9 protein-coding genes are annotated in these 6,252 nt (G+C 31.7%); 6 read left to right on the forward strand and 3 right to left on the reverse strand.

The genetic code is table 11. The annotated features are described in order from the left end of the window. Nucleotides 1–68: 68 nt before the first annotated feature. The 3 genes from Q7P22_RS06110 to Q7P22_RS06120 form a co-directional block, all read right to left on the reverse strand. Nucleotides 69–815, reverse strand: a complete 747-nt coding sequence (locus Q7P22_RS06110; RefSeq protein WP_303861985.1) for an N-6 DNA methylase — start codon at nt 813–815, stop codon at nt 69–71. A 148-nt stretch (nt 816–963) separates the two neighbouring features. Continuing rightward, nucleotides 964–1,407, reverse strand: a complete 444-nt coding sequence (gene radC, locus Q7P22_RS06115) for a DNA repair protein RadC (protein WP_303861989.1) — start codon at nt 1,405–1,407, stop codon at nt 964–966. A gap of 312 nt (nt 1,408–1,719) precedes the next feature. Further along, nucleotides 1,720–2,403: a hypothetical protein gene (locus Q7P22_RS06120; protein ID WP_303861991.1), complete on the reverse strand. Its 684-nt coding sequence runs from the start codon at nt 2,401–2,403 to the stop codon at nt 1,720–1,722. A 173-nt stretch (nt 2,404–2,576) separates the two neighbouring features. Here Q7P22_RS06120 and Q7P22_RS06125 point away from each other — a divergent pair, with 173 nt between their 5' ends. From Q7P22_RS06125 to Q7P22_RS14945, 6 genes are all read left to right on the forward strand, one after another. Beyond that, on the forward strand, nt 2,577–2,855 hold the full coding sequence (locus Q7P22_RS06125; RefSeq protein WP_303861993.1) for a hypothetical protein: 279 nt from the start codon (nt 2,577–2,579) through the stop codon (nt 2,853–2,855). Between the two features lie 52 nt (nt 2,856–2,907). Next, nucleotides 2,908–3,294: a hypothetical protein gene (locus Q7P22_RS06130; protein WP_303861995.1), complete on the forward strand. Its 387-nt coding sequence runs from the start codon at nt 2,908–2,910 to the stop codon at nt 3,292–3,294. Between the two features lie 76 nt (nt 3,295–3,370). Next, nucleotides 3,371–4,591 (forward strand): FtsK/SpoIIIE domain-containing protein, encoded by a 1,221-nt coding sequence (locus Q7P22_RS06135; protein WP_303861998.1) that lies wholly within the window; start codon nt 3,371–3,373, stop codon nt 4,589–4,591. A 94-nt stretch (nt 4,592–4,685) separates the two neighbouring features. After that, complete coding sequence (locus Q7P22_RS06140; protein ID WP_303862001.1) at nt 4,686–5,585, forward strand: replication initiation factor domain-containing protein; 900 nt, start codon at nt 4,686–4,688, stop codon at nt 5,583–5,585. Between the two features lie 151 nt (nt 5,586–5,736). Beyond that, nucleotides 5,737–6,015, forward strand: a complete 279-nt coding sequence (locus Q7P22_RS06145) for a helix-turn-helix domain-containing protein (RefSeq protein WP_303862005.1) — start codon at nt 5,737–5,739, stop codon at nt 6,013–6,015. A 94-nt stretch (nt 6,016–6,109) separates the two neighbouring features. After that, the coding region (locus Q7P22_RS14945; RefSeq protein WP_369695499.1) for an Arm DNA-binding domain-containing protein at nt 6,110–6,252 on the forward strand (143 nt) is incomplete at its 3' end.

Here is a 6,252-nt window from a genome sequence, read left to right on the forward strand (position 1 = left end):
TCGGAACCTCAGGTAAGGTATAACCATATACTTTATATTTAATTTCTTGAAAGGGCTTAATTATTGTCTTATCCATTGGCTTCCTCCATCTCCTCTTTATAAACATCGATTATTTTGACAGGTATATATCGCATTTCTTTTTGAATTTCATTTATGTTTTCAGATTCGTCTTCCAAAAAGTCAAACAAATCTAGTTGTACTGGCTCTTGTATAAATTTATTAATTGCTCGACCATTTTCTTTTTTTACATTTTCATATATCTCATCTAATGTATACTCTGTTCTTTGTATTTTAATATTTTTTGATGTTTTCCTCATGTTAATAGGTTGCCATTCACTGAACACCAAAGGGCTACCATTTACTGATTTTCTCGTTAAAAAATTACCATTACAAATATTAAGTGAAATGATTTTTTTTGCACTATCTAATACTTTGTCCTTTAGTTCTCCGCCATGATGCTCTACTTGTTCTTTGTACTTATCATAATATAGTTGAAACATATTCATCACACATGTTTGAGCATTATCTTCTAATAATTCTATTCCGTACACTGTTGTTAGAGCGAGCAAAGAATAATTTTCATATTGGGTTAAATCTTTATTGTACTTCTCAGATACCATATTTAACTTTCTCTCCAGTATTACAACTAAAAAAGCACCTTCTCCAGCAGCAGGTTCTAAAAAAGTTGCTGTTAAATTTTCACAAGCATCTTTTAACCCTGGAATATCCAGCATTTTGTTAACTATTCTTTTAGGGGTAAATACTTCTCCATGTTTTTGAACACGAAGCTTAGACTTAATAATTTCCTCTTTCAAACATAGCACCCTCCTTTCGTGTCAGTACTTTCGGTTATCTATTCATTTCTAACTAGTTCTATTCTATCATAAAGAACTTTACTAAATTCATTTAAAGCAATTGTACACAATAAACCTTGAAGAAAAAAAGGGAGTTGTTTCTCCCTTTTTAAATATAGCCTCTTTCTTTCAAGCTAGTAAAGCTGCAATTATTGTTTACTACTAAGTGATCAAGCACTTCGATGCCTAGTAACTTTCCAGCTTCGACTAACCTCTTTGTAACATTAATATCTTCCATTGATGGTGTAATATCTCCACTTGGATGCTGATGCGCAACAATGACACTTGCTGCGTTATTAAGTATTGCTGATTTAAATACCTCGCGTGGATGTACGATCGAGGAATTTAACGAACCAACATGACAACGGTGAACTGCAATAACATTGTTTTTCGTATTTAAACACATAACAAAAAATACTTCTCGATCATCACGACCAATAAAGCGAGATGCTATTTTTGCTCCATCTTCTGGACTGCGAATTATGTAATTAACACCTTCTTCTGCCTCTCGAATTACTTGTTCAATGCGTACAATCTCTAAAATGGTTTCCATCTAGATCAACCTCTCTATTATTTTTTGACCTTTTTGGTCACCACAGAGAGAATCTTCGCATCGATTAATATCAAGTGGCGTAAGTAGCAGAGCTATCAAGTGATTCGTATATGTTCTGGGGAAGCCCAATGAATTAGGGTGCGTTAAAAGCGATAATTGCTTTATTACGCACCCTTATCCTACTTGGCTGACTCATAACATCCGAAGAACGAAGACCCTTTACATAATCGATAATTCGTCTCTGCACTATAGACGAATTAGGAGATTATAATTAGGGGAGCTGAAAAGGGAAAATAACAATACACTCTACTTTCAGGTGCTTTTTAATTCATTAATTATGTTAGCCTTCAAATACTTCTTTCTATCGACTCTAAAACCTATCGGACCGTCATCATCCTCAATCATTTCAAGTGGTTCAGCATAACCATGAATGAGTTCACCATTTGTAACCCATTCTTCTATATCTTCTTCTAATTTCTTTTTATCAATTAACTCATCAACTATTGAATTTATAAAACTTTTTTTAACTAACTCCTTTTCATCCTCAGTTATCTCACGAAACCTATTGTTTTTTCTTTGTTCATACTCAGTTATAATAACCCTTTTATCATAAATACTTTTGGGTACTTCATCATCCGACCATCCCATAAGTAATTTATTTAAATTAACCCAATCTTTATCTATCATTGTTTTACGATTACTATTAAACTGTTTTTTTAGTCGAGCAGACCGAAATTCAATAATTTCTTCTACAAAATCTATTTGGTATGTTCTAATTTTATTTCCTCCTTTTAATTTATCATAATATACGGATATATCCTTTCCTTCATCTTCCTTTTCATCATAAAACTGTTGCAGATAGCTACGCCATGTTTCTTCAGTTATCAAATGGTCATCCTCGCTTTTTCCTTCGAACGTGTAATTAAATTTAAAATCAATCAAATGTAATATTTCTTTAGTCGTTAAATACTCCTTGTTTAGAATTTCTTCATACATTCTTTACACCTCTTTTAAAATCTAACTACATTTTACCACAACTTAAAAAGAAATAACGATAATTTTAACAGTATAACGCTAATTTAAAAGGGATTCAAATGCATAACACAATTTATTACAATAAGTTTAACAGAAAAGAAATACTGATAAATGGCTATAAACTTTGAAAGGAGGTGATTATCTCGCTATACAAAGTGTTTAATCCCTATACACAGGATTGGTCAGATGTATATGCTTCAAGTGTTGCTAGCTTTTTGGAGGAGCATCATTGGGCATTACGAGAGAAACTTCTTTCTAGCAGTGTTAATCTGCTAAAAAGTTACAGATTAAGAGGTTTCCCACAAAGTAACACAGTGCCTATACTATTAGGTTTATGTAGACTTGAAATTGAAGATAGTAGTGAATTGAAAGAGACAATTGAAACGCTTGAAGATGCATTAAAATTATTCTAAGTAAATCAACACAGGAATTTTAAAATAAAATTAAAGAAAGAGGTTATGCAGTATGCCGATTACAAATGCATGGGTATTTACGGAAACGAAGTTCAAAGCTGAAGAATTCCTAAAAAATACTGGAAATATTTTCAGGCTGGTATCACAAAGACCTTATGTGAGTAAGAAAGAACCAGATGAAAAAGGAGTTACTTTAACTTTGCAAATCACAAAAGACGATACAGATTATGGTGTCGATAAAACGACAGGATTTAAACGTGACAATAACGTCTTGAACACATTTGACGTAACAATCCTGAATAACAAAGAGCGTCTTGATATTCAAAAAGGAGAATATCTTCGTTTGCTAGACTTTATACCTGAAAAGTCCTTTGTTATAGGATTTGACTTAATTCTACGATTCAAAGATGTAGAGAAAGTTAATGTTAAAACAAAGTAAGTTAAGGACACAAAGACAGCAGAATGGAATATTTCTATTCATCCTGTTCATTCTGCTGTCAACATTAACCCTGTTATTGAGTTATATTGATTCTCAACTAGAGTTGGGAGTAGCAATATATTTTAATAAATTCATTACAAGCTTTTTGATCGTCATATTCCTGATCCAAATATTCATCTGGATAATTCGAAACAAAGCATATAAAGGCATAAAGTACGCTATTCATCATTATCTTATCGTTTTAAAGTTAAGAAAGGCATTTCTTGACGCTAATTATTATAACAAAAGATTTTATTTTAATAATGAAATAGCAGATTTACCTAAAGTGAGGTTAGAATTTTCCGACGATTTTTTAGAAGGTAAGTTATTTATTGAGAACATTAAGATTAATAAAAGTCTAGATGAGATAAATGTTTCCTTTGGATTAATGGACTATATCGTAGAAAGACAATATTTATCTGACAATGAAAATTATCACGTCTTTGAAATCTACGATAGTAATATTGACCAGCAATTTATATTTAATAGTATTGATGAGTTACAAGAATCTTCATCTCGATTAGATAATTATACGCTATTCATAGATAAGTCTGTTGAAATTCCATTACACGGATCATTATTTGTAGGACAAACAGGTTCTGGTAAAACTTATGCTCTTTATTCTCTTGTGCTTCAAATGTTATGTAAAAATGTTCCATATAATATTTACTTTGCTGATCCAAAAAACTCTAGTTTAGCTGTTCTTGGAGAAAAGATTTCAAAACAAAATACCGCTTCAAATCTAAATGAGATCATAAGTTTGTTACAAAAGTTTAATGATTTAATGGAAAAAAGAAAGACAGAAATTAAGGACAAATTGGCGACTAAGCTAGAAGCGACATATGCTGATTTTAATTATGAACCGCATATATTTATATTTGATGAATTTGCGAGTTTCCAAACGGTTTTACAAGCTATGGAGAAAAAGAAACGTGATGAGGTTATGAAGCTATTATCTCAAGTTGTTTTGCAAGGTAGACAACTAGGATTTTTCCTATGGTTTGTAATGCAAAAGTCAGATGCTACACAATTACCAACTTATTTACGTGAAAATCTACCAGTAAAATTTGTGCTTGGCAATGCAGAAAAGCAGACTTATACAACAGCATTTGGAACTGGTGTAGATATACCAGTAAAGGACTTCAAATTAGGTCAAGGTGTTTTTACCTGTCCAATTGTAGCAAACACACCAAAAATTTGTCACTTTAGTTATTTGAATTTTGACATATTGGAAGCTGTGAACCACTTAAAAACGTGAGCGGGGGTTTTGTAAAAACCCCCGCTCCGCAAAACAAGAGCATCAAGCTTGTTATTGACATATCAATGTTTATTGACTTGAAAGGAGTGATTTCTTGTTAGATGTTCAAGTCGATGAATTTACACTCGTACTACAAACAACAAAAAGACCAAATTATATTGAAGAATGGCAAGGTATGGCAATTAATATCATAGAAGACTTTGTAAGACTGTCAAAGATAGAATCAGTATTAGGCAAGTTAGAAGATGCGACACAACCATTACCACAAGGATATTCAAATGGTTTTACTTGCGAAGGAGCAACGTATTATTTTGCAATCGCATATCATGTTGATTTTATCCAAATGGGGATTTGCATAAAATTTTCTGCACACGCTTGGATGGAATTTAGAAAACAATACGAAACGTTATATGGTCATTCCATACAGATACATCAATTCTTAGCAAAAATAAATAAAAGTAATATGTACACTTCTAGATTATCAAGAATTGATATTGCAATTGACTTTATTAATGAAAAGGTTTCAGTAAATACAATTTACAATCAGCTTTCTAAAAAGAATCAAATTGTTAGAACTGCTTACGGTAGAAAAAACAACTCAAATTTATCTGGAATAACACAAAATAATATAACTTCAACATTTTATCTAGGTACTAAAGGAAAAAATATAAAGGCTTTATTACGGGTCTACGATAAGAAAAAAGAGCAGATTGAAACGATGGGAATTCGTTATGAGGAAGCCTTACAATGCGACAATTGGGTACGTTTTGAAGCATCCTATAAAGGTAAGTATGCACATGATTTATCGGACGGACTAGAAACTATAAACAATGATACGGAACTAAAAGATTTGCTCGTATCAGCTTTAACTGATCGTTATCAATTTTATTATGCTAAGTCTGACAGACTAACAACTTACAGTAAAAAAATGCTTGATTTGCTTAATCAAAAAAGTTTTATGTTTAGTCCCCTTCACCTCGAATTAACTTATTAGAGCAATCGCAGAAGCATATATTAAATGGATCAGGTTTATTTCCATATCTATATAAAGTTTGGCACATCTGGGGCGATGAAGGTTTAAAAAAATGTTTAGCCTTTCTTTACGATGAATTTGAGAATTATGAGCCAAACAATGATGTCCTATTATGGCTAAGAAAATATTCTGTATTATACAAAAAACAAGGTTATCCTTTCAAAGTATAGATTTTAAAGGAGACGATTTTATTATGAGTAATAATATGACTACAAAGGATTACCCATATCTTTTAACGAGAGAGCAGGCAGCACGCTTTCTAGGTATAGACCCTAAATCATTCGATAAATATATTCGCTCTCATAACCATCTTGACCGTTTTATGATTGGTCGGCAAGAACGTTATACAATCAAATCATTAATAAATTTTATCGAAAGTAAATCTGTTTAACGTTTTGTTGGTTGATAAGATGCTCGTTTCAGAATACAATACAGATGTATTCAACTAGCATCTATCAACTATTTTTATGAAAGGAATTGATAGTATGGCTAGTATTGTAAAAAGAGGAAAATCATATAGAGCTCAAGTCTCTTTATACAAACATGGAAAACATAAAAAACTTACTAAAACTTTTCCAACAAAAAAGGAAGCTAAACTTTGGGCTTTAGAAATGGAATTAGCGAAACG

This window comes from Alkalibaculum bacchi (assembly GCF_937875145.1).
In the GTDB taxonomy this organism is placed as follows: domain Bacteria; phylum Bacillota; class Clostridia; order Eubacteriales; family Alkalibacteraceae; genus Alkalibaculum; species Alkalibaculum bacchi_A.